General features: G+C 56.1%; 21 protein-coding genes. 12 read left to right on the plus strand and 9 right to left on the minus strand.

Annotation, left to right across the window (positions count from 1 at the left end):
• Positions 1-46: 46 nt before the first annotated feature.
• Positions 47-916 (minus strand): TIR domain-containing protein, encoded by an 870-nt coding sequence (locus VJU77_18955; GenBank protein HKP05436.1) that lies wholly within the window; start codon positions 914-916, stop codon positions 47-49.
• 160 nt (positions 917-1,076) lie between these two features.
• On the opposite strand from VJU77_18955, the gene VJU77_18960 reads away from it, so the two are divergent.
• Complete coding sequence (locus VJU77_18960) at positions 1,077-1,766, plus strand: recombinase family protein (GenBank protein ID HKP05437.1); 690 nt, start codon at positions 1,077-1,079, stop codon at positions 1,764-1,766.
• Here the strand turns inward: VJU77_18960 and VJU77_18965 are convergent, their stop codons facing one another.
• Positions 1,767-2,438, minus strand: a complete 672-nt coding sequence (locus VJU77_18965) for a hypothetical protein (GenBank protein ID HKP05438.1) — start codon at positions 2,436-2,438, stop codon at positions 1,767-1,769.
• Positions 2,439-2,512: 74 nt separating this feature from the next.
• Here VJU77_18965 and VJU77_18970 point away from each other — a divergent pair, with 74 nt between their 5' ends.
• Positions 2,513-3,319, plus strand: a complete 807-nt coding sequence (locus VJU77_18970; protein HKP05439.1) for a hypothetical protein — start codon at positions 2,513-2,515, stop codon at positions 3,317-3,319.
• Here VJU77_18970 and VJU77_18975 read toward each other — a convergent pair.
• On the minus strand, positions 3,310-4,269 hold the full coding sequence (locus tag VJU77_18975; protein HKP05440.1) for a site-specific DNA-methyltransferase: 960 nt from the start codon (positions 4,267-4,269) through the stop codon (positions 3,310-3,312). The two genes, VJU77_18970 and VJU77_18975, sit on opposite strands and share 10 nt — an antisense overlap.
• A gap of 544 nt (positions 4,270-4,813) precedes the next feature.
• A complete protein-coding gene (locus VJU77_18980) occupies positions 4,814-5,761 on the minus strand; it encodes a hypothetical protein (GenBank protein HKP05441.1) in 948 nt (315 codons plus the stop codon).
• Positions 5,762-5,868: 107 nt separating this feature from the next.
• On the opposite strand from VJU77_18980, the gene VJU77_18985 reads away from it, so the two are divergent.
• Positions 5,869-6,150 (plus strand): helix-turn-helix transcriptional regulator, encoded by a 282-nt coding sequence (locus tag VJU77_18985; GenBank protein ID HKP05442.1) that lies wholly within the window; start codon positions 5,869-5,871, stop codon positions 6,148-6,150.
• A 53-nt stretch (positions 6,151-6,203) separates the two neighbouring features.
• Here the strand turns inward: VJU77_18985 and VJU77_18990 are convergent, their stop codons facing one another.
• From VJU77_18990 to VJU77_19000, 3 genes are all read right to left on the minus strand, one after another.
• A complete protein-coding gene (locus VJU77_18990) occupies positions 6,204-7,478 on the minus strand; it encodes a hypothetical protein (protein HKP05443.1) in 1,275 nt (424 codons plus the stop codon).
• 558 nt (positions 7,479-8,036) lie between these two features.
• Complete coding sequence (locus VJU77_18995) at positions 8,037-8,993, minus strand: hypothetical protein (protein HKP05444.1); 957 nt, start codon at positions 8,991-8,993, stop codon at positions 8,037-8,039.
• Entirely contained in the window at positions 8,990-9,256 is a 267-nt protein-coding gene (locus tag VJU77_19000) for a hypothetical protein (GenBank protein HKP05445.1), read from the minus strand. The genes VJU77_18995 and VJU77_19000 overlap by 4 nt, the downstream gene beginning before the upstream one ends.
• 170 nt (positions 9,257-9,426) lie before the next feature.
• Between VJU77_19000 and VJU77_19005 the strand changes: the two genes are divergently transcribed.
• From VJU77_19005 to VJU77_19040, 8 genes are all read left to right on the plus strand, one after another.
• Positions 9,427-10,047 carry a hypothetical protein gene (locus VJU77_19005; protein ID HKP05446.1) on the plus strand — a complete coding sequence of 207 codons (621 nt, stop codon included), beginning with the start codon at positions 9,427-9,429 and terminating at the stop codon, positions 10,045-10,047.
• Positions 10,048-10,300: 253 nt separating this feature from the next.
• Positions 10,301-11,848 (plus strand): DNA polymerase, encoded by a 1,548-nt coding sequence (locus tag VJU77_19010; GenBank protein ID HKP05447.1) that lies wholly within the window; start codon positions 10,301-10,303, stop codon positions 11,846-11,848.
• 8 nt (positions 11,849-11,856) lie between these two features.
• On the plus strand, positions 11,857-12,297 hold the full coding sequence (locus VJU77_19015) for a hypothetical protein (GenBank protein HKP05448.1): 441 nt from the start codon (positions 11,857-11,859) through the stop codon (positions 12,295-12,297).
• A 56-nt stretch (positions 12,298-12,353) separates the two neighbouring features.
• On the plus strand, positions 12,354-12,572 hold the full coding sequence (locus VJU77_19020; protein HKP05449.1) for a hypothetical protein: 219 nt from the start codon (positions 12,354-12,356) through the stop codon (positions 12,570-12,572).
• 302 nt (positions 12,573-12,874) lie between these two features.
• The gene (locus VJU77_19025) at positions 12,875-14,380 is read left to right on the plus strand and encodes a recombinase family protein (GenBank protein HKP05450.1); all 1,506 of its coding nucleotides are present in this window, start codon (positions 12,875-12,877) and stop codon (positions 14,378-14,380) included.
• Positions 14,381-14,460: 80 nt separating this feature from the next.
• Entirely contained in the window at positions 14,461-15,264 is an 804-nt protein-coding gene (locus VJU77_19030; GenBank protein ID HKP05451.1) for a hypothetical protein, read from the plus strand.
• A 21-nt stretch (positions 15,265-15,285) separates the two neighbouring features.
• A complete protein-coding gene (locus VJU77_19035; GenBank protein HKP05452.1) occupies positions 15,286-15,981 on the plus strand; it encodes a queuosine precursor transporter in 696 nt (231 codons plus the stop codon).
• Between the two features lie 65 nt (positions 15,982-16,046).
• Complete coding sequence (locus VJU77_19040; protein ID HKP05453.1) at positions 16,047-16,793, plus strand: class I SAM-dependent methyltransferase; 747 nt, start codon at positions 16,047-16,049, stop codon at positions 16,791-16,793.
• A gap of 728 nt (positions 16,794-17,521) precedes the next feature.
• Here the strand turns inward: VJU77_19040 and VJU77_19045 are convergent.
• Positions 17,522-18,550, minus strand: coding sequence for a YifB family Mg chelatase-like AAA ATPase (locus VJU77_19045; GenBank protein ID HKP05454.1), 1,029 nt, complete (start codon positions 18,548-18,550; stop codon positions 17,522-17,524).
• Positions 18,551-19,050: 500 nt separating this feature from the next.
• Here VJU77_19045 and VJU77_19050 point away from each other — a divergent pair, with 500 nt between their 5' ends.
• Positions 19,051-19,905: an RNA polymerase sigma factor RpoD/SigA gene (locus VJU77_19050; protein HKP05455.1), complete on the plus strand. Its 855-nt coding sequence runs from the start codon at positions 19,051-19,053 to the stop codon at positions 19,903-19,905.
• 140 nt (positions 19,906-20,045) lie between these two features.
• On the opposite strand, the gene pyk is transcribed toward VJU77_19050, so the two are convergent.
• Complete coding sequence (gene pyk / locus VJU77_19055; GenBank protein HKP05456.1) at positions 20,046-21,449, minus strand: pyruvate kinase; 1,404 nt, start codon at positions 21,447-21,449, stop codon at positions 20,046-20,048.
• Positions 21,450-21,459 lie beyond the last annotated feature (10 nt).

Genomic DNA, 21,459 nt, shown 5'->3' on the forward strand with positions numbered 1-21,459 from the left:
GATCGAGGAATATGGCACGGTTAATTACCGCTCCGCCTCACCACTCCTAGCCAAGAAGCTCAACGCGTTCTTGGATGAATTGCGCGATCTGCGCCGGCGTGAACTGTCGGGCGTCGATGTACCCATCGGTATTGAATACGCCCTCGACCACGCCGTCGTCTAACCGAACAAACATGATCCTTTTGTGGTCCCGTTTCATGATGATTTCTCGGATGGCCCGGAATTCGATACCGCACCAGTCTTTTCCTTGGTATTCCTCGCAGAGAAACACTACAACTAGCTTAGCTCGACTGCGGTAAATGTCTTGGAGCAAGATGTCGAGCGACGGACGTGCCAGTTGGGACACGTAATTGTTGTCGTAAAAGTATGAATTTGGCCCTATCCGACGTTCGAGTTCCAGTGCGATTGCCTCCACGGTTACCCGAGCCTCCCCTGGAAAAGAAAGTGCAACATCAAACGCGTGAGTCGTGATATCAACGGCCTTTGAAATATCACGAACCCACTCAGGAAGAGTGATCCCCTTTGCTCGTAGCTCCTTCGCGAGGTTGATGTCCTTAACGGCCCAGTGCGTGCGATTCATTTCCCACTTCCCAATGTCGAGTTCGAATGCGAGGGCAACGAGGTCCCTTGCCGACAAGAAAGGATGGACCTCTTGCAGTTCGTATTCGATTCGCACCTGACCCTGACGCTTGGTGAGGTCTCTCAGTACGCCAAATTGGGGAGCAACCTTGCTTGGCGTTTCATACGCGAAGATGCTCGGAAGCTTTCTGAGTTCGTTTACAGCATTTGCATCGAGCTCAGCAAAACGCTTGGTGATTGCCGTATCGGTGTACTCCCTCACGCACCGACCGACCTCCAAAAGCCAGGGGCTTCCATTCCACGTTTCTTCGACCGAGGAGACGAGCAAGTTGTACATGTTGTTTGTCTTTAGCAGCGATTAGTCGGAGCGAAGGCCTAATCTATCGGGATGTTTTCATGATGTTATAAAGCCTTAAAGCTAGCCGGAACTGGCGTGCGGTAAAAGGAAGTTTCCACCTCGGATTCGGACCTTGTGCGGCATGTTTTAATGGTGGTCTATGAATGAACCACCATTCGTTAATAAACGGAACCCCGCACAGAAGTGGGTTTGCTATTTCCGCGTCAGCACCAACAAGCAAGGCCACAGCGGCCTTGGATTGGACGCACAACGCGACTCGGTCACTCGCTACATCACGGAGAAAGGCGGCGCGATAATCGCGGTGTTCACTGAAATCGAGTCGGGCAAGAAAGCTTCGAATCGACCAGCCCTGAACGAGGCTATTGCGATGTGCCGTGCCAAACGCGCGACCCTCTGCATCGCGAAGCTGGATCGACTGGCGCGGAACGTTCATTTCATTTCAGGCCTCTTGGAAACGGGGGTCAATTTTCTGGCGGTCGATCAACCAACGAAAGATCGGTTCATGCTGCATCTCCACGCGGCCTTCGCGGAGGAGGAGGCCCGACGAATTTCGATTCGAACCAAGGAGGCGCTGGCGGCCGCGAAGCGACGGGGGGTCGATATCGGTGCGACCGGACGCACACTCGCCGCACGCCACAAGGCCGAAGCCTTGGCCCGGGCCAAGGCTTACGTTCCAATCATCGCCGAGCTACGACGCGCTGGAATCACGCAAGTGCGACAGACCCGAGATGAATTGAACAGGCGTGGAGTGCCTTCGCCTGGCGGCGCGCATTGGCATTTGCTCAATACGCACAAAATGCTCAATCGCATTGCCGCGTTGAGCGGCTAATCATCGAAGCTGTGCGGCCAAGTTGGCCACGTAACTTGGCTTTAGCTTAACACTCTTCATGAGAATCGCGGATGGACTGACCGGCGGGGGCGCGACGGGTTGCGTCAAAGCCGCTCCGGTCAAGACGACGACGCGACCGGTGCTCGTGGGAATGAGAATACGGTCAAAACACCGCAAATGAGGCACAAACCCTACAGCCTCCGCGCTGGTGTTGTGTTTCACCCCCCACCCCAACACGATGAACTTCCCACTTCCGCTCGGAACCGGGAAATAGAGATTTTTCCCACCCGAAAGCCGCCATGCGGTCAACGCACCCGCGCTTTTCGGGTTTCGAAAATAATAAGTGTTGAGGATTTCAATGTAGTCGTCGGGCGCCGGTGCGATGAGCCGCAGTGTTGCCGCTTCCTGCCAGACTCTGAACAAAAGACGTAACGTAGGGTCGCCGGGGATTTGCTGGTGTTCGAGGGGGGAATATCCCGAAAATTGGAGGCCAAAGACGGACTGAGCCCCACCAGGGTTCTCGCCGATGAAGGTGCCAGCACACTTGCCAACCGTCCCACTAATCTGCGGTTGCCAATACAGTCGCGTGTCCCGGCGCATAATATTTGGCGCAATCGAGAGGTCCCAATCAGCCCAATAGTGAGAATGTGTGATATCCCGTTGTGTTTTCATGACGGCTTAAACGCCGTTCGTGCTCCCAGACAACTCCTTTACGATCCGCAATCCGCCACTAGTGTGATTATCCGGTGATTGCCAAGCTAGTGAAAGACAGAAAGAACGCGGGACTACTTGCGCCCGAACAGTTTGCGAAATGGATGAGTTCCAATCGTGCCAATGACAAAAAGCATGGCCGGAAGGTTTACCGCTATCACCCGAGGTCGGACGAACACTCGAAACGCTTGTGTGCACTCGTTTTGGATGACTTGAAGGCCGTCTGTCCCCCGTTGGCTGAGCAGATTAATACGGGCGAAGTTCTCGCCCGAATTAACGCTGTTGTCGTTTTCGACAATGGCAAAACCAAGGCGTTGGATCTCGCGATTGGCGAGCCCACCAGACCGCGGCCAGGAGAGCTAACATTACAAGGCCTTCCGGCGGGAACGATCGGCAAAGTGCGACTCTCTTGTGAAGCAAAACAGTGTATGACGGAGCACTCGAAGACAAAGCCACGTATTTTTGATGAACTCTCCTCCTCGCATGAAATTGTTCACCAAGGAGAATCTTCTGCGATCGCGACCGGGATTGTGGTTGTCAATGCGGCTCCGCGTTTCGCCTCTCCTCTTCGGCAGTCGCCGACCCCAGCTGAGATAATGTTTTCAAAACACTCGCAGCCCAAAGTAACTGCGGACATGGTGCGCCACCTTCGCGGTTTGAAACGTCGAGACGGCGCGACGGGCGTAGGATTCGACGCTTTCGCTACGATTGTCGTTGATTGTGACAACACCAGCGATTGCAGTTTGGTCACCTCTCCGCCAGCGCCACAATTGGCAGAAAGTGACAATTACGAGGCGTTCTTGCTCAAGGTCGCCTCCAGCTATGCGGAGCGTTACGGGTGAACCGTGATTTGCGGAGTCTGCCGAAACAAGTGCTGTTGCGCGGCTGCATTCACGATCTTTGTTCGCGCGAGTTGAAAGTATTCTGCATCCAGCTCGTTCATGATGCTGTTTCTGTTCGCCTTCATCGCAGCCAACGTCGTTGAGCCCGTGCCTCCAAATGGGTCGAGGACAGTGTCGCCAGTAAACGAAAACATCCTTACCAAACGATAAGCAAGTTCGACGGGGAATGGTGCGGGATGATGTTTGGTTGATTCCCCACGGAGGTCAGTCCAAATGGGGCGAAACCACTGGGCCTGTTCTTCCTTTGTGAGTCGAGACGACGATCTCTGATCTGATGTGGGTTGTCGGTAAGCGCCATGCTTTCGCAGCATCAGAATATACTCGATATCATTCTTGATTATCCCGTTGGGCTCGTAAGGCTTTCCGAGAAATCCGCCACCGTTTCCTTCGGCTTCGAACGCCGCGTTGGCTATTTTGTTCCAGAGGATTGGAGTCAGATAGTCAAAACCGAGGCGCTCCGCGCGGACGGAGTAATGCGCATGCAGAGGAATTACGAGGTGTCGTCCGTTGTTTCGACGGCGGGCAAGACAAACATCGCCGGTGTTACAGACGAGTCGTCCTCCGGGTATCAATACGCGATAGCAATGACGCCAGACTTTGTCGATCTCGTCTAGGAAACTGTCCAAATCGGCGAGGTTGCCAAGCTGCGACTCGTGGGCGTTGTAGCGTTTGAGATTAAAATACGGCGGAGACGTTACAACAAGGTGCACGCTCGCATCTGGAATCCACTCCATCGCTCGGGCGTCGCCGCAATGGAGTGTATGCTGAGTGGCGGCACCCGCATATTCGGTTTGCGGCGGGATGGCGGTCGCCGTGATAGAACGCTCCGACCGCGACGCTACGACACTAGGACCGTCCAGCTCTGAGACGGTCGATTTAGGGCGCAGCATTACCGAAGTTTACGACGGCGGAAAGCCCGGTGCAATTCTTCCGTTCATAATCGAGACATCAATTCAGATTTCGGACGCAAGAATTTTGACCACCCAAGTTTCTCCAGCTTGTTGTGCGCCCGCTTTTTCCCTGCACGGGCGTCGGCGACCAACGCCTTTTTCAGTTTTGCGTCATGGCCAGGCAGAAACCGGCCGCCTTTCGTTCGACCACCGCAACCGCACAGACATTCGGGGAGTTTGAGTTTTCTTTTCGTGTTCATCCCAAAATTAAAACACGCCCGGGAATTCCCCCTTTCGACAAGAGTTTCGGTCGCTTTTAGGGGATAGTTCGTCGCCTAAATATCTCCGCGAATTGACGTGCGACACGTCCGCGCCGTCCGCAAGGCCGCGCGCGTCGCGCGCGCACGCGCGAGAGTCTCGGAAGTTGGTTTCTCGATTGGAAGCGGCGCACCCCTACCTATCCGCGTGAGGACGCGACGATTTCGAACTCGACCTTACGCCAAGCGCTGGCTGCGCAGGAACAAGAGAATCCGGCGCAGCCTATTTACAGCGGTGCTGTATGCTCTGGCTGGTTGCCATTCCCCGTAGCGGGATTGCCGAATTCCTGCAGGGGCGATTGCCACGACACGATTTCTGCGCGGTCGAGGCAATTACTATAGTTTTCGCCAAGAATTCCTGTAAACGTGATCGAGTCGCCCTCGGACAACAGGAGGGCTCGATCACGTTCTGAATCGGGGAGCCACAACCAAACATCCGAATCCCACCAAGGTGAAGAACGCGGGTCCATCTGTACATCAACCTTCACCACGTATTCGCCGCTCACAGAATGAACTTTGCCAGTCCATTTTATCTTCTTCCCCTGAATTTGCTTCCAGCTTTCATCTCTTTGAATCTCCGTCTGCGGAGATTCTCGACGTAGGAGCGACGCGACCGTCGGCCAGTCGATGTTGGAAATCGAAATCTCGGGATGGAGCGCTGCCTTCCGCTCCTCCCAAAGAGCACTCAACGATTGCAAGTTCGTGTCAACATACCACCGCCCTACACATACGAGAGACAGGCCGAAATACCAAACCCACACTCTCGAATCCAATGGCTCTGCTGAAAACCACCACCCAGCGATCAAGAGAGCGAACGCACACTGCGCGATGACTATGATACTGCCAAGTGGCGCACCCTTATCTTTTCGTGGCCGTTCGATCCCATAGTAAGAGATCGCCACACCGACGACGAACGCCACCGCTGCGGCTGGAATCGTCTGGGCGCGTGTATAAGAGCTCGGCATTGACGCGGCGACGGCGGCAAACGTGAGGCCATATTCGAGGCCGAACATCACCAGCTCGCGACCAATGGCGTAACCAAGGGCGGTCTCTTGCCGACCCTCTTCCGCGAGAAATAGGCAGAAGCGGTACAGCTTCGTTATCAGGCAGCCTACGGCAGCGAGAATTGCGGCAAGCGCCACGAGCCCCAAAAAGATTGCGACGAGCTGTGCCAAAGAGTCTCCCTCTAGAACCCGGCTGCAGGTATTAACAAACCCGTGCGGAATTCGGCACGATTACAGCACGGCAGATTTACTAGCGTCAAGTGCCGGATTCGGCACGGATGGAGAACCCTCGCAACATGATCGGCCCGCAGTTGAGGCAAATTCGTAATAATCGTGGGCTATCTCAGCCGAAGCTGGCAGAACTGCTCCAGCGGAAGGGCTGGGATATTTCGCGCGATACCGTTGCCAAGATTGAAGATCAGCGGCGGTGGGTGTCCGATTTCGAGACCGCGTTTCTCGCGGAAGTGTTGCAGGTACCGCTGGAGGTGTTATTCGTAGCGCCCGGGCGCTCTCCAAAAGCGCGCGATTACATTTCGCGACTCGAGCGACCGCTAGGTTGAGCAGTCGCTAAAGGGATTGAGCCTGCCGAAGGGAGGTCGTGGAACGCGCACTTTCAGCCCCCGGCATAGGCCGCGTCTTTGTCGCCAGCCTCGGCGATTAAATTATCCCACGGCCAGTGAACGGTACTAAACCGTCGATACAAAAGTAATTGCTTGTCAACAATGTACACTCGCTCTGTCGACTGATTATAGGATAGCACCATCCCGCGACCATCCTCATCAACTTGCAACTCCTCGATTTTTTCCAGCACCGTTTTCAAGTTCCCGCTTTGAATACGGTGCTGTCGTGCATGAGCAACCTTGAAGATATCCTGAAGGGATAAACCGTTAAGAAGATCCGAATCGGAGGCATCCATTATCACGGCAATGGCATGGGCATAAATGCCCGTCGAGTTCTTTCGCGTTCTGATCCCGCCAGACACGTTTGCCGCGAACTGTTGGTAGAGTGGATTAAGCAGCTCCGCGTATTCGAGCGCCGCTTGTTCGAGGGAGGCAGCATCGTCGAATTCCTTTGTGATGAAAAATCCGTCGGTAATTCCTGCTGCATCCAGAGTCTTCAAAGTGAGCTGCTGCAAGATCCCGGCATTAGCGAATGAAAGGGACGCCAGCTGTTCTTGAATGCGGGGAGAGAAATTTATTCCAAGAGCCCTTCCACCTTTATCCAGAATGCGACGCAGGTCCGGTCTGTTCCATTCGACCGCGATCTCGTGGACACGACCAGAAAGGTCCGGATTGAGATGCAGGAGCATGTTCGATTGACTCCAGACACCGACGATCACGACGAACAATCTGTAATCCCACAACGCCTTCAGATCGAATGCGAATTCCCGGCGCGCCGCGATTGTCATATAGTGAAAATCTTCAATAACCAAGCGCCGCCCCGATTCCCGAATCAAGTCCGCGACGAAGCGAAGATCGTTTATATCATGACCCACCTGTTGCGATGTCGTCGCTTCATTTGAAGCCCCACCAAGTTCTGCGCCGAGACCGACTTTGGCCAGCAACTTCACTCCAAATTCTCCCTTGGCCGTAAGTTTACCTTTAATGGCACTGCTGGATTCTGCTGACACAACAAGTTGGATATCAAGCTGCGACAGAGCGTCGATGTAGACATCGCGCACGCTTTTCGACAATCGACATTGCACAACCAGCGCGTCAGGAATCGCATTTTGCCGAAGCCAGGACTTTCCGCACTTCGACTCGCCCCTCAGCGCGATATGTGAATCACGGTTCAGATAAGTTCCGAATTCTGCGTCCAATTCGCCGCGATCAATATACGAAACGGGACGGACCGTAGCGGCAATCCCAAACACCTCATGCGTTTTCATTTGGCCGAGTGTTACCGCCGAATGATCCGAAATCCAGCATCATCGAGCTTAATTCCGGCTCCCGCCGTAGCACGGCGCAGGCGAACTCGTGGAACGGGCTGGGAACGGCTGGGTCGCTCGATGCCGCGCAGCGACATCCTGAAAAGCCCCGCAAGGAACGCGAGATACTGCGGATCGGCCAACCGCTTCCAATACAGATCGTTTAGGCGAGCGTGCTCCTCTGGAGGCAGGCGGAGATATTGATCAAAGGAGGGTGAGGTCATGTGGGGGGATCGAAAGGCGAGCGAGATCGCTAGCTGTTCGATTTTTTGGTGGAGGGTTTCTGGGGGATCATGGGCAAAGTGTGGCAAGTCTCGCGTTCGGGTAGAAGGAAAAAAAGCATCCCTCGGAGCCCAGCCAGAGGGACGTGTCGCGCCACCACGAAAACTTTCCGGAGGCATCGCCGTGGGCTTCGGAGATGCCTCCGTCGCGCTTGGCGGTTGCGTCCGCTACTCCGAGACTGCCCCAATGGCGATCGGGCACCGCGTCGAATGCATTTTTATCAAACTCACGAGACCCTTACGGCAGGTACTCCATCGGTGGAAACACCTGTATCCCGTGCCATTCATAGCCAAGCCCATCTGCGGTTTTGCCAATTCGCAACGCGTGCTTGAGGGCTGCACACTGCGCGGACGGCGATTCGACAACACTCTGAACGAATGTGTATGCAGCATCCTCAAGTTGCGACGCGACAATATGCGGTAAGAGGTAGGGACCGATCCGGCGGATCGAGTTGAGCTGTTTGAGAACTCGACGAATGCGTTGGAAGTGCAGTTCGCGCTCGGCTTGCGAATCGGCGGCATCTGGCTTGAGGAACGATGCCATTGTCGCAATCGCAGTTTCCGCGTCCCGCACCCACGCCACCGATGGAATAGAGATAAACAGCAACCGGGCGAGGGCGATCCAATCCGGATCGCCGTAGGATTCGCGTGCCTTGCGCTCCAGCGCGAGGGCGCTTGCTAGAAAGTCGCCCGCAAGACGCTTCGGCATTTCGCGGCGGAACTGTGCGGCGCGTAACTTCGCATCCAAGATGATCTCCGCGTTCTCTTCGGAAAAAGTCCTCGCTCCATCGGGAGCGAGACAAGCGCCAATAAGGGCAATCGCTTTGTCCAGGGAGAGAGCTGCATCCACTACCGCAGAAATTCGACGAACTTTCTCTCCGAACTCCATCCAACCGGTGTCACCTCGGTGGCGGATGATCGGGGTCGCGAGTTTTCCGCAGCTGCGCGCAAACCGTTTTTGGACGCCGCGAGGAATTGATTCCTCGCGGTCCCCGCACAATTGTACGGCCTTTCCAAGGCAAATCAGATCGTCTCCGGACCAGCCCGGCTCCTTCCTCTTGCGGAAAGTGGCCTCGATCTTGGTAATCACCCATTCCACGAGCGCTGTGTTCGGCGGGTGCGGCATCTCGTCGTAATCATCAACCGTCGCGACATCAGCTCGGTTCGGGTTCGGGGTTTGGTCGATTTTGTTCATCGGTTGGCGGTTTCAAGGTTTGCGTCGCCCACCAGTTCCGGACGAATCCAATATTTTTCGGAATTAGCTCTGCCTGAACGGCCGTACCGAAACTTGCGGTTCCAGCGACGGTTTAGTTGCCACATCCAGCTTCGCATTGGGGTCTTAAAACCAGCGTGATCGTGAATTAGTTGCTCGCCCGATTTCAACGCAAGCAGCAGTTTAGTTTCCTTTCTAGGACCGGGACCAAGCGGCTTGCTCAGGTCGAAGTAACGCGGTTTCACTCCCCCTTTTCTCTCCCGATTTTGTCGGTGATGCGAGCCGGAACGCTGCTTCAAAGCGGAATTGTACGCGCCAACCCCGTTCACCTGTCAAGCGATTCAGAATTCCGTTCGCATGCTCGCAAAGGAGGCCTTCATTCGAGCCCCACAACAACAAACGAAAGGGAAACTCAATGGAAAACACGATGGAAGAAAACGCCGAACGTCATCTCACGAAGGATCAAGATCAACCCTTACCCATCGGAGAGTTCGGGAAGATAGACCTCGCGAAATTCCGGATCCCCCAAGAAGGACTCGGCGAGGGTCAAACCGAGAGAATCATGACAACCGTGCGCGTAGGGAAACCGACGAAGACCGCGTTTTTCCGCGTCAACCCGGCGCAGAATTACCGAATGCTGGCCGGCATTGTCGAGGTCGGCGCAATGGAACCTGAAGCGTATCTTGTTGTCGGGGCTCTTTGCGAGGCGCTGCTCGAGGAAGCGACGTTTTCGACGCGCATGCTGGTGACGGCGGTGACACTCGGCAGCACGCCGTTTATCTGGCCACTGAAAATGTCGACCGATAATTCGTGGACGCGTAGCGCTCACGACGCGGCGGAAATCGCAGAAAAGCGTTGGATTCGCCTTAAGGCGAACTCGGAACTCCGAGCGTACGAACTCATCGCCGCCGTTAACCAGAATCGGGAGCCGGTCTGGCCAGCGTTGTCGTTCGAGGAACTGGTCGATCTCGCGTTTCGCGGTCGCGTGATCGACACGGCTGATCATCCCGTGCTTCGCCAGCTGCGCGGCGAATAAGGTGGATTCGGTGTTCGCGGCTTTCCCTGAAATCTGGGTCGAGGACAGTGAGTTCGCGCAGGCTCCGGGCTGCCGTCCTATACCGCACTGTATCGTCGCCCGTGAGCTTCGCAGCAATCGTGTAATCCACCAGTGGGTCGCCGGCTCGGCGTGGTCGACCGAGCCAGCGAGCCCACATTTTTTATCTAGCGATCAGGCCCTGACAGTCACGTTTTTTGGCTCTGCCGAGGCTGGATGCCGTTTGGCCTTGGGAATGCCGCTACCCGCCAACCACATCGACCTTTACGCGGAATTCCGACTCCTGACGTGCGGGTCGCACTGGGACGGCGGTTATGCGTTGGTCGATGCCCTGCGGTATTTCGGAATCGACGCAGTGGACGCAGCGGGAAAAACCGAGATGCGCAAACTGGCGGTCCGCGGCGGCCCGTTCACCGCAGAGGAGAAACGCGACCTCCTCCGATATTGCGAGCGGGATGTCGAGGCGACCTTGCGGCTTTTTGGCGTAATGCGGGATAAGATTGACCTTCCGCGCGCCTTGATCCGCGGTCGCTACGTGAACGTGGTCGCTATGATGGAGCATCACGGAATTCCGGTCGACGCGGACCTGGTCGGCCAACTCCGGGAAAATTGGGCGGAAATCCGCGGCTTGCTGATTTCGAGCGTTGACCGCGACTACGGCGTCTTCGACCGGGGCTCATTCAGGACTCGTAGGTGGGAGGAATGGCTGCGTACGCGTGGAATTGAGTGGCCTCGGCTTGCTAGCGGCGCGATGGCGCTAGACTTCGACACGTTTCGGGATGTTGCCCGGTCGTATCCAGAAGTCGCGCCGATGAAGGAGCTGCGCGCGACTCTCAGTAAATTGCGGATTGATAGCTTGCCCGTCGGCCCAGACGGCAGGAACCGCACGTTACTCTCTCCCTTTCGCGCGAAAACCGGGCGCAATCAGCCGAAGTCGAGTCAATTCATTTTCGGTCCGGCGAAGTGGGTACGCGGCCTGATTCGCCCACCTGCAGGGAAGGCCCTCGCCTACTGTGATTTTTCAAATCAGGAATTTGGAATTTCGGCTGCGCTCTCCGGAGACATCGGCATGCAAGCGGCATACTGCACGGGCGATCCGTACCTTGCGTTTGCGAAGAGTGCCGGCGCTGCTCCCGAAGACGCGACCGCCAAAAGCCACAGGGCGGCTCGCACGCTGTTCAAGACCTGCGTGCTCGGGATGCAGTACGCCATGGGAGCGGAGACCCTCGCGCGTCGGACCAAGCTTTCTATCGCGCACGCGCGTGCGTTGATCGACACGCACCGCACGACGTATCCCGCGTACTGGAGATGGACTCAGAGCGTGCAGGATCAAGCGACCCTTAACGGGCAGTTGCAGGCCTCTTTCGGATGGCGCGTGCGTGTCAACGACGACACGAATCCGCGGTCGACTGGCAATTTTTTGGCGCAGGCGAACGGCGCGGAGATGCTCCGCGTTGCCTGCATCCTGGCGTCTGAAGCCCGGGTCGCAATCTGCGCTCCCCTGCACGATGCGCTCTTGATCGAAGCCGACGCGGACGACATTGATGTTCACGTCGAGCTTTGCCGGTCGGCAATGCGCCGGGCGAGCGAACTCGTGCTGGCAGGGTTTCCTCTGCGGATCGAGGCCAAAATCACCCGCTATCCTGATCGCTTTCCGACCAGCGCGGCAGCGATGTGGGAAAAAGTCCTGGGCATTCTGGATCAGGTCGCGCCCGATGCCGCGGTGGGTCGCAACGGGACACCGAGTGTGTCGCCGGGAAACACCCGGCTCCTCTTTTCATAACTCTTCTTATGGATCGAAAAGTTTTTGACCTTTCCCACTACCGTGGCCGAGACGAATCACCGATCTCCACCCGGCGGAGTTCGACCGCTTTGGGTGCCCGCAGGCAGGGCGAATTCTTGAAAGGCCCTATTCCGCTGTCGTGGCTCAGCGTTGCCGCCTGTTTACCGGGCAAAGCCCTCCATGTTGGTGTCGCCATCTGGTTTGAGCACGGCCGGAGAAAGCACGCACAGTTCAAATTGACCGCCGCCATCGTCAAACGGTTCGGCGTGGCTCGCAAGGCAGGATATCGCGCTCTGGGCACGTTGGAGCGTGCCGGTTTGATCAAAACAGATCGCCGACACGGCAAGAACCCTATCATCACACTCACTACCGAGCCCAAACCCTTGGACCGGGGCGGCTCGCGCCCCTCCAACGACGTGCAAACGCGGGAAAGACCGGAGCAGCCGTGAGCGGTAAGATTAGAGCTACGCCCTCTTCGCGAATCGCCGAACCTCTCCCGGCTGTCGTGGAACGGCTACTCGCCGTCGCCCATGCGGAGGAACTGCAAGTGAAAGGGCTGCACGAATCGGTTCGTCGGCTGTGCGACGCGATCTCGCGTCAGGATTGGGAAACGGCGGCGGCGATGGCGATAGTCGTTTCGAGCGCGCTACCATCTGCGAACGCCGTGACCCCGTTGGCAGAAAATTGCGGCGATTTGGCTGCGCCTGCTTTTTTAGAATCATGATCACCCAGCGTGCAACAGCCAACCCAATCGCACTGACACCTGCTCCGCCGTTGCGTGTCGCACGCTGGGTGAGGGTGAGTACGGATGAGCAAGCAAAGGACGGGCATGCCGGTCTGCAGAGGCAATACGCTCAAACGGATCGCATCATTGCGACACGTGGCTACGAATTAGTGGCCTCTTTCGAAGTCATCGCGGTAAGCGGCGCTAGTGTGGTTGCGCACGCTCCGGAGTTCCAAGCGCTCATGAACTTGGTTAGGACCGGCGCCATTCAGGCGATTATTGTGAGCGAGGCAAGTCGGCTGATGCGTGTTGACTCTTGGGAGAGTCTCGGTTGCCTGGATTGCCTCGGAAAATATCGTGTCCCGATCATCGCGGACGGCACGGAGATCGATTTTTCGAGTTTTGCTACTGCGATCCCTCTCCTGTTTGCCGCGGACGAACGTCTCGATAACGTGCAGAAGATTTCCGACAGCAAGGCAGCCTTGAGGCTCGAAGGGAAATTGGCATCAGGGGGAAAAACGCTCCCATTCGCAGTGCGCTACAGCAGACGGAAGCACAAATTCCGTTACGACGTGAAGGATATCTGGCGCGTCCAGAAGGCTTTTGAACTGGTAGATTTGGGAAACACCAACCTCTCGTCCGTTGCCCGCGCCACGGGCTTTCAGCGCACCGGCATACGCTATATTCTCACTAACCCAATCTACATCGGCATCCGCCGGTATGACACCAAGCGCGATCCGAACGTGAAACGCGTTGGCCGTGATGGCCGCAAAACCTATCGACCCAAAATTCGGTTACTTCCCGAAGAGATTCTCGAAATACGCGTCATCGCACAGCCAGCGGTCCCGCCCGATCGCTTTCAACGCGTGCAGCGAATATTGGAAGAGTTGCGACTCAACCACGTCGCAACTCTGCCGAAGGAAAAGCGCGTTCACCTCTGCACGACCTACGGGAGATGCGGTTGCTGCGGCCAGGCGCTCTATATTAGTGGAAACGGCAAGAAGGATAAGGTTACAGGGATGCCGCTGCTATGGTACTGCTGCCGCAGCCAGCATCCCGGCAAAAAGGGAACCCTGCCGCGTTGCACCAATTCGTGGACGAATTCCAAAAAACTCAACGCACTGCTCGTCGCGTTTGCGACCAGCGTTCTCACCGATCCGGAGTTGTTGACGGGACTCATCAGAAGATCGATCAAGCTCTCGTCAGATGTAATCCGTCCGTTCCCAAAACGCGGAGGAGTGCAAGAATTGATCGCGAAGCTCGAAAAACAAGAGCACAAACTCATCCGAATGTGCTCTTCGGACGCGATCTCCATCGCGGAATTGAAACGTGAACGAATGAAGGTTCGCGACGAGATGGACCGGCTTCGCGCCGCCAGCTCGCCGCCGGAATGCCGGCCGATGACCCTTGAAGGATTTGCACGGCTGGTAATCAAAGGCGCGCTCGGCTTCCAGCGCCTTCAGAATGCCCGCGAGCAAAAGACGGTGCTGGAGCAAATCTTTTCCGAGGTGTTCTTCCGCCACGACACAATAACGGCGTTTCGCTTCACTCCGAGCCTCGTCGGAAGCACGGACGAGCACGCAAAAGAAATGGGACGGATCATCAATCTGGAAAAACCGTTCCGCATCACACCCGAAATCCCAGAGAGTCACAAGCAGTGCTCCAAGTGCCTTGCGATCTTGCCAAACGATTCATTTCGCAAGGGTCGGTTGCTCTGCCCCGATTGCTTTCGGGTCTACAACACCCAACGATCCCGACACTATCGCCAGCGTCGCACCCTTAACATCGGGCCGCAGGCTTCGGCCTAAGCAAAGGCCTTTTCGGGAGGCCACATCCACGTCTTTGGGATGATTTCTAGGACTTTTTTGACATTGCGTAAGCACTGCTAATGAATTATGATACAGGCTGGTCATTTCACATGCCCAAAGTACGCAATAAACAAACTCGCAAGCGCTCAGCTTTCGCGGAGATGCTCGTCAGCAAGCGTACCGAAGCTGACCTGACGCAGCGAGACCTGGCAAACCCAGACAAGGGCCTAAGCCACAGTTTCATCGCGCTCTTGGAGACTGACCGTCGAGGGAAGGCAGAGCCAACGCTAACTCGCGGCCAAGTGTGGTACCTAATTCAAAAACTGGAAATATGGCCGCCTGATTCGGATCGGTTTTTGGAAGCCGCCGGTCACGAGGCCGATCGGTCGGCCAAAGAGGAATTGGATATTCAGGAACGTTTCGAATTCGACGAGCTTTGGGTCTATGCCCGTTACATTTTGGACCCCGACGATGCTTGGTTCGAGGTCGTCTACAACAATATCGTTGGGAGCCGAGCGATAGCCTATCGGTACTTTACGGAAGACAAGACACCGTTCTTAAACTTGGTTTATCGGTTATCCGAAGCGGGAGTTGATGAAACGCTCCTCAAGAGCCGACTCGAGTGCACTATCGTGCCTCCGGATTTTTTCATCTCAAGCTTTGCGTTATATCTTAAGGACAAACGCCCGCGGTACGGTTGTGGGACAAAGCTCCACGAAGGTCGGGCCGAGAAGTTTTATGCCATGCATGCTTCTGAGGCCTCACGTTTGTTCGAAATGCTCCGCAGGTGGAGGGATTCGCTTCGCCGCGAACATGATATCTCCCTGAGTCCGTTGCGACGAATATATCCGGAACCAAAACAGTCTAAGTTTGTCGCCGAATGATCTAACCGAGGTCCGAAAACAATGGAACGCGCCAACGCCCCTACTCTGAAGGACAAAACGTTTAAGCTTTACGACGTAGTGTCGATGTTATTTGTGGCGGTATATCTCATTTCACAGGTGGCTAGCGCGAAATTGTTTTCGTTCGGACCGTTCCAGTTTCCTGGGGCGATCATAATATTTCCATTCAGTTACATCTTCGGTGACATCTTGACCGAGGTTTACGGTTATGCCCGAACCCGCCGAACCATTTGGATTGGGTTTTTTTCCGCCGTCTTGATGGCCGTCACGTTTTGGGTTGTTGAGAAACTGCCGCCAGCGGCAGGGTGGCTGAATCAAGAGGCTTACGAGAAGATCCTTGGAATAGTACCGCGGGTCGTCCTCGGCAGCATCGTGGGCTACTGGGTGGGAGAGTTCGTGAACTCCTTTGTAATGGCGAAACTAAAGATATTCACCGAAGGCAAGCATCTATGGACACGAACAATAGGCTCGACCCTGGCGGGGCAAGCGTTCGATACCGCCGCCTTTGTTCTCATTGCTTTCTCAAGCATGATGCCCTTCCCGGTGCTCCTTAAGCTTTCCCTCAGCGTTTACGTCTTCAAAGTTGTCTACGAAACCGTGGCAACTCCACTTACCTACGCAATTGTCGGGTACCTGAAGCGTATTGAGGGTATAGACATCTACGACCGCGGGACCAATTTTTCTCCTTTTAGATTTTGAAGGCAACTCCTACAAACATTAGCATCACTGCGACAGAGAAACGGATACGAACTTCTTCCGAGGAAGTGGATCTCCATCGCCTGTACGACGACGCGGCCAAAGATTGGTCGCGAGATACTCCCGAAGTCAGAGACGATCTCATCACATGGCCCTTTCTCGTCAGGAAGATACGGGATTTCGCTTCCAACGGCATTGTCGTCGATATCGGCTGCGGCACTGGCAACATTTGCCGTCTTGCAAGCCCGCATGTGAAAACGGCCATCGGACTAGACATCTCACAAGAAATGATATCTGAAGCCGAGCGATGTTCGGCCGGAGTTCGCAACGTTCTGTATGTCAGAGCCGACATGAGGCACCTTGCAGGCGCGATCGCCCCTACCTCGGCAGATTTGGTTTTGTCAATTTTCGGATATTGCTGCCTTGAATCCCGTGAAGAATTGAACCTCACGTTGCGCGAGACTGCTCATATATTGAAACCTGGCGGACGGCTACTCTTACAGATACCGCACCCCTGCGAACCACTATTTGAAAGCAAGTCGCAATGGGCTCGCGAACTCGACCCCTTGGGAAACTATTTCAACAATGGCGCGACGGTGCGACGACGATTGCGCATGGTAAATGGCAAATGGGTTACCGTAGGTCGCCATCATTTTACCCTCAGTTGTTATTTCGACGAGATATTAAACGTAGGTCTGGCGATTCGGCAGGTCATCGAACCTCAAGCGCCGGCGCAATTGATCGAGAAGCATCCGGATCTTGCTCCCGAAGCGGCACGACCATCGTCCATATTCATCGTGGCGCAGAGGTTGTAGAAGCTGAGGTTGGTGTGGTCGAGGCGGCACGGTTATCACTCAAACCGTCTGGAGCGATCATTCTCTTGAGCGTCACGTGCTTACCCGGCCTATGGCAATCGCGCCACCGCCGGTGACGTGTTGCGAGGCAACGCGATCCGTGCCGCGAGGGTAATCAGTCAGTCATCCCCATCCCGGACCAATCGTTGCCCCGTTCTAACGTCGGGGAGGGCCGCGTCTCGGCGTTTACGGAGTCAGCTGGCAATAGGACCAAAATTATCAGGGCCTCGTCTTGCCAGGTCGGGAGTGCGATTGGAACGACGGTGACGCGGGTTGCGGTATCAATCGTCATTTCTTTCTTTCTATGGTGTGTGCAATTTGCGGCACTTGATTTTGGCCGCGCGGTTTCGATAAAGTTTTTCGCAAGCGATACGGGCTGAGTGCTCATCTGACGGGTTTCCATAAATCTCGATCGCGAAGTACTTTCCCCGTCGCTCGGCGATTCCGAAACGAATCGGCACGTCTAAAAATTCCAGGGATCGGAAAATATGAACATTCACGATAATAGAAAGCACTATAGTTGAATTGTAAGCAAGACTTTAATTATGACATTTTTGACACATTCTCGCACCCGCCTCTTGTCGGCCAATCGCGATCGGCGTGGGAAAACGCTCTACCAGATCGCTATCCTTTGGAGACAAAGCGAAACGAGAGCGCTCCAAGAAGACGGGGAAGAGCCTTGGCGGCGGCTAAGCACGCTGGCGGGTAATGCGCGGCGCTAAGAGTGATGGTCGTTGGCGTCCGTCTTCGAGCGGCTGGCGCATCACTTCGAGGGTCGAGCGTTTGAACTCCGGCAGCTCGTCGAGAAAGAGCACGCCGTGGTGGGCGAGGCTGACTTCGCCAGGCGCGGGAATGGCGGAGCCGCCGAGAAGACCCACATCCGAGATGGTGTGATGCGGCGAGCGAAAGGGCCGGGTGGAAACAAATGCCTGCTCGCCGTTCAGCATTCCCGCGATGCTGTGGATCTTCGTGCTTTCGATCGCTTCCTCGAGCGACATCGGCGGCATGATGGTGGCGATTCGTTTCGATAACATCGATTTGCCGGAGCCAGGCGGGCCGATCATCAACAGGTTATGACCGCCGGAAACGGCCACTTCGATGGCGCGCTTCACGTGCCCCTGCCCTTTCACGTCGGCGAAATCGACCTCGTAGTTTTTGTGGGTGGCGAAAAAGGAACTGAGATCTCCGTAAGTCGGCGCGATCAGCGATTCGCCCCGGATGAACTGGAAGGTTTCGCGCAGATTATGGACGCCGTACACCGTGATACCCTCCACCATCGCGGCTTCGTGCGCGTTGGCTGCGGGGACGAAGATCGCTTCCTTTTTTTGCCGCCGCGCCTCGAGCGCCACCGGCAACACGCCTTTCACGGCCCGGACGCCGCCATCGAGCGCCAGCTCGCCAACGAAGCTGAATTTCTCGAATGGATTGCCGGTGATTTCCTCAGCCACTGCGATCATGCCCAGTGCAATCGGCAGGTCGAAACTCGGCCCTTCTTTCTTAATGTCGGCCGGGGCGAGGTTGATCGTGGTCCGGCCGCGCGGCCAATAATAGCCGCTGTTTTGGATCGCAGTCGTCACCCGATCCCGACTTTCCTTCACCGCCGTGTCAGGCAGGCCGACGATGATGATTTTTATTTCGCCGCGTCCGCCGTTAACCTCAATTTCAACTTCGTAGGCATCAACGCCATAGACCGCGGCAGAATAAATCTTGGCCAGCATGGGGGGAGCCGAAAAGTGGCAGAAACCCTGCCCCGAGAAAAGGTCAATCGACGCCTGCGCGGACCAGCGTCGCCCCGGCGCTTACGACGATCGGCGGCGCTTGCCGTCTTGAATTGCCCGCAGCAGCAGACAACGACAGAACCCGGGGCATGTTGCGTCATCGGGACAGGGGCGGGCGCGGTAACGCCCAAACGCCTCAATTCTCACGCCGATCCGCCCTGGTTTTTCGCATCTTAAAAAGGACAATCGCGGGGGATTCTTGCGGTCGCGATTCCGCTTTTGTAAAAAATTCGTAAAAGCTATCAAACAAGCTCGTTACAGAGGGGTTTCACTATTATTGAACAAGACGCATCCAAAGGCTGTCAGTAATGCGATATTTAATATTTAACGTTGTTAACTACTTTGGAAAATGCTAAAACGAGAAATCGACACGCCTTCCCCAAGTGGAACAACGGGAATTCGGCTCGCGTGTCCCCTTTACCCTGTTCATGAAAAGTTATATGGCTGCTGAAGATAGCGATACTGGAATAAAGATTTACCTGCGTGAGATCGGGCAAATCCCCCTCCTCACTCCCGACCAGGAGATCGAGCTCGCCGCGAAGATCAAGAAGGGCGACCGCGAAGCGCGCGCCCTCATGATTCGCTCCAATTTGCGTTTGGTCGTCAAGATCGCCCACGATTACGCAAACCTTGGCCTGCCGCTTCTCGACCTGATTTCCGAAGGCAACATCGGCCTGATGAAGGCGGTCGAGCGTTTCGATCCCGCCAAGGGCGGAAAACTGAGCACCTACGCCGCCTGGTGGATCAAGCAGTCGATCAAGCGCGCCCTGGCAAACCAGAGCAAGACGATCCGGTTGCCGGTCCATTTGGTGGACAAGATTTCCAAGATGCGCCGGGTTTCGCTCCAGATGAGCGAGGAGCTTGGCCGCGAACCGACCGACGACGAGCTCGGCGAAGAAATCGGCATCGCGAGCGGGAAAGTTTCCCAGCTCAAGACAGTCTCGATCCGGCCCGCGTCCCTCGACGCGCCGATCAGCGATGACGATTCGACCGAGTTCGGCGAAATCGTGGGCGACGAAGAGGCCCAGACGCCGTTCGAGTTGCTCCGCGACAAGAACCTTCGCAACGAGGTCGGCGGTTTGCTGGACGTGCTCGACGATCGTGAACGGAAAATCATTTTCTCGCGCTTCGGGCTCGATGGCGGCAAGCCGAAGACGCTCGAGGAAGTCGGCAAGAAGTTTGGGGTCACCCGCGAACGGATTCGCCAGCTCCAGAACATCGCGCTCTCAAAGCTTCGCCGCGCGCTCAGCAAGAAAGAGCGCCCGGTCGACGTGGAGCTGCCGGTCGAAGCGTAACAACAGTTTAGAAGGAGTCTCAAAAACGCGCGGGAGCAATCTTCCGCGCGTTTTTGTTTTGGTAGGGACACCGCGCTGCGGTGTCCGCGGCGTGTGGTTGCAGAATCATTTCGGACGGCGCAGCGCGCCGTCCCTACCAATTATTCGACCGTCCGCAGCTGCACTGAATCCACTTTGTCGCGCCCGCCGAGCATGTCGCTCAGGACAATGAGATGGTCGCCGGGCTCGGTGAGCTTCTGTTTTCGCAGGTAGGCGATCGCCGCCTCAATCGTGTCGTTCGGGTTTTCGGCAAAGTCGAGCATGACGGGGTGTGTTCCCCAAAGAATCACGATCTGGCGAAAAACGGTTTCGCTGCAGGTGAAGGCAAAGATCGGCGCCGTGGCCGGCCGCAAATTCGAAGCGTAACGCGCCATGGTTCCGTGGTGGGTGAACACGACAATTTTGGATCGGCTCAGCGAATTGGCCAGCACGACGGCGGACGCCACCGTTTTCTGCCGGTTGTCCTCCAACATCGCGTCCTGGCCGTAGCCCGCTCCGCCGCTGCGCTCGATCCGGCGCGCCACGCGGTCGAACACCTTCACACACTCGATCGGGTAACGGCCCGTGGAAGTTTCTCCGCTCAACATGATGGCGTCGGCCTGTTCGAAGACGGCGTTGGCCACATCCGTAATCTCGGCCCGCGTCGGCATTGGATTCTCGATCATCGACTCCAGCATGTGCGTCGCCACGATCACCGGCTTGCCGATCCGCAGGCAGCGCTTCACGATTTTACGCTGGATGATCGGGAGCTCTTCCATCGGACATTCGATCCCCAGATCGCCCCGCGCGATCATGACGACGTCGGCCGCTTCGATCATTTGGGTTATGTGGCGAACGGCGGACTGGTCTTCGATTTTCGCCACAATTTGGGCGGAACTCTTCGCCTTCTTCAGCACCCGGCGCAGCTCCTGGAGATCACTTTTCTTCCGGGCAAAGCTGAGCGCGACGAAATCGACCTTCAGCTCCACACCCAGCGCGATGTCGGCGCGGTCCTTATCAGTCAAGGGCGGCAGGTTCACGTGGACTCCAGGCAGATTGATATGCCGGCGTGAGCCGAGCACGCCCTGCGTTAGCACCTTGCAGCGAATCCGGTTCCGCTTTTTTCCCAGAACCAGGAGCCGCATGACGCCGTTGTCGACCAAAACGATGTCGCCGACGGAGATGTCGTTGACGAGCCCTTCGTAGTTCACGTCGACCGAATATTTTTCCTCGCTCCGCGCGCCGCGGACGGTGAATTCGAGAATATCGCCCGGTTTCAAATTGAGCTCTGTCTTCAGGTCGCCCGTCCGAATCGCCGGTCCCTGGGTATCGAGAAGGATTGCCACCGGCCGCGAAATTTCCGCCGCGATTTTCCGGATCCGCGGAACGATCTCGCGCACCCAGGGATGCTTCGCATGGCTCATGTTCAGGCGAAAAACATCCGCGCCCTCCTGGAGCAATTGCCGCAGCGTCTCGGTCTTCTCCGTGGCCGGACCGATCGTGCAGATGATTTTCGTCTTCCGCATCAGGTTCAGG

The organism is Chthoniobacterales bacterium, assembly GCA_035274845.1.
Taxonomy (GTDB): domain Bacteria; phylum Verrucomicrobiota; class Verrucomicrobiia; order Chthoniobacterales; family UBA10450; genus AV80.

Bases quoted from the DNA above. Each gene is read 5' to 3' on its own strand.
- VJU77_19015 (HKP05448.1), top strand. From the start codon at position 11,857: ATGGATCGAAAAGTTTTTGACCTTTCCCACTACCGTGGCCGAGACGAA.
- VJU77_18975 (HKP05440.1), bottom strand. From the start codon at position 4,269: ATGCTGCGCCCTAAATCGACCGTCTCAGAGCTGGACGGTCCTAGTGTC.
- VJU77_18960 (HKP05437.1), top strand. From the start codon at position 1,077: ATGAATGAACCACCATTCGTTAATAAACGGAACCCCGCACAGAAGTGG.
- VJU77_19050 (HKP05455.1), top strand. From the start codon at position 19,051: ATGGCTGCTGAAGATAGCGATACTGGAATAAAGATTTACCTGCGTGAG.
- VJU77_19010 (HKP05447.1), top strand. From the start codon at position 10,301: ATGCCGCTACCCGCCAACCACATCGACCTTTACGCGGAATTCCGACTC.
- VJU77_18955 (HKP05436.1), bottom strand. From the start codon at position 916: ATGTACAACTTGCTCGTCTCCTCGGTCGAAGAAACGTGGAATGGAAGC.
- VJU77_18965 (HKP05438.1), bottom strand. From the start codon at position 2,438: ATGAAAACACAACGGGATATCACACATTCTCACTATTGGGCTGATTGG.
- VJU77_18995 (HKP05444.1), bottom strand. From the start codon at position 8,993: ATGAACAAAATCGACCAAACCCCGAACCCGAACCGAGCTGATGTCGCG.
- VJU77_19005 (HKP05446.1), top strand. From the start codon at position 9,427: ATGGAAAACACGATGGAAGAAAACGCCGAACGTCATCTCACGAAGGAT.
- VJU77_19025 (HKP05450.1), top strand. From the start codon at position 12,875: ATGCGTGTTGACTCTTGGGAGAGTCTCGGTTGCCTGGATTGCCTCGGA.
- VJU77_19035 (HKP05452.1), top strand. From the start codon at position 15,286: ATGGAACGCGCCAACGCCCCTACTCTGAAGGACAAAACGTTTAAGCTT.
- pyk (HKP05456.1), bottom strand. From the start codon at position 21,449: ATGCGGAAGACGAAAATCATCTGCACGATCGGTCCGGCCACGGAGAAG.
- VJU77_18985 (HKP05442.1), top strand. From the start codon at position 5,869: ATGGAGAACCCTCGCAACATGATCGGCCCGCAGTTGAGGCAAATTCGT.
- VJU77_19030 (HKP05451.1), top strand. From the start codon at position 14,461: ATGAATTATGATACAGGCTGGTCATTTCACATGCCCAAAGTACGCAAT.
- VJU77_18990 (HKP05443.1), bottom strand. From the start codon at position 7,478: ATGAAAACGCATGAGGTGTTTGGGATTGCCGCTACGGTCCGTCCCGTT.
- VJU77_19045 (HKP05454.1), bottom strand. From the start codon at position 18,550: ATGCTGGCCAAGATTTATTCTGCCGCGGTCTATGGCGTTGATGCCTAC.